This is a genomic window from Olsenella kribbiana, from assembly GCF_036408795.1.
Classification (GTDB): Bacteria; Actinomycetota; Coriobacteriia; order Coriobacteriales; family Atopobiaceae; genus Olsenella_L; species Olsenella_L kribbiana.
On record NZ_JAZGJP010000040.1, the window covers coordinates 1 to 1,024 of the forward strand.

Annotated in this window: 1 protein-coding gene; it reads right to left on the reverse strand. The window is 69.1% G+C overall.

Annotated features, from left to right (window positions below; all coding sequences use genetic code 11):
• Nucleotides 1-34: 34 nt before the first annotated feature.
• The coding region (locus VXJ24_RS11445) for an ISL3 family transposase (RefSeq protein ID WP_330973051.1) at nt 35-1,024 on the reverse strand (990 nt) is incomplete at its 5' end.

The following is a 1,024-nucleotide window of genomic DNA, read 5'->3' on the forward strand; positions in this document are numbered from 1 at the left end:
GAGGCTTCGGTAGTTTGTGTGACAAGGGGCTAGCCTAGGCAGCAACGCTCTTCGCTCCCTTCACGCCCTTCTTCCTCGCCTTCACCGGGCGACCCGGGAGCTGGGGCTGGCAGTCGCCGCACCTGAGCATGAGCAGGGCCACGAGGTTGTCGGTGTTGCGGAAGCCGTAGCCCATCCTCACCGTCACCTTGATCTTGTTGTTGATGGCCTCTACGCGCCCGTTGCTGATGCCGAGCTCGACTGCGGCGATGATGTCGTCGCGCCGGCGGCGCACCTTCTTCTCCACGGCGACGACCTTGGCGATCTTGCAGTAGGCGGCCCTGTGCATCCAGTCGTCGAGCAGCTCGGCGGCCTCGGAGCCGTCGGCTGCCCGGAAGACGGCCCGCAGGTCCTCCTTGAGCTCCCAGGCCCTGACCAGCCGCGAGCCGGCCCTCTTCTTGAGCGCCTCGAGCCTCGCCCTCTGGCCGTCGGTGAGGTCCTCGGGGTTCTTCACGAGCGCGTAGCGGCTGCCCTTGATGGAGGCCGCCTCCTCCTCGAGCGCCCTGACCTCCTCGGGCGGCAGCTCGCCTTTGGCAGGCCTGCCGCGCTTGCCCTCGGGCCTGGGCCTGGCGGCCCTGGCGGCGGCCCTGGCGGCGTTCCACTCCTCGCAGCGCACGGCGTCGAGCGCGTCGTTCATCCACTGGACCACGTGGAAGGGGTCCATGACCCACCTCGCGTTGGGGCAGCGGCGCTTGACCAGCTGCCTTATCCACCTCGCGCCGTCGGCGGTCACCACCTCTATGGCGCGCCTCTGCTCGCGCGTGAGCTCGTCGAGGAACAGGTTGAGCACGTCCTTGCCGGTGCCCTCGTGCGCCCAGATGAGGCAGCCGCGGTCGTGGTCGACGACCACCGTGACGTACTTGTGGCCCTTCTTGTACGACGTCTCGTCGATGCCGATGCGGCGCACGCCGTCGAACCTCGAGGCGCCGCGCGCGGCCTCCAGCTCGGCGTAGACGCGCCTGCACACGCCGCCCACGCTGTGCCA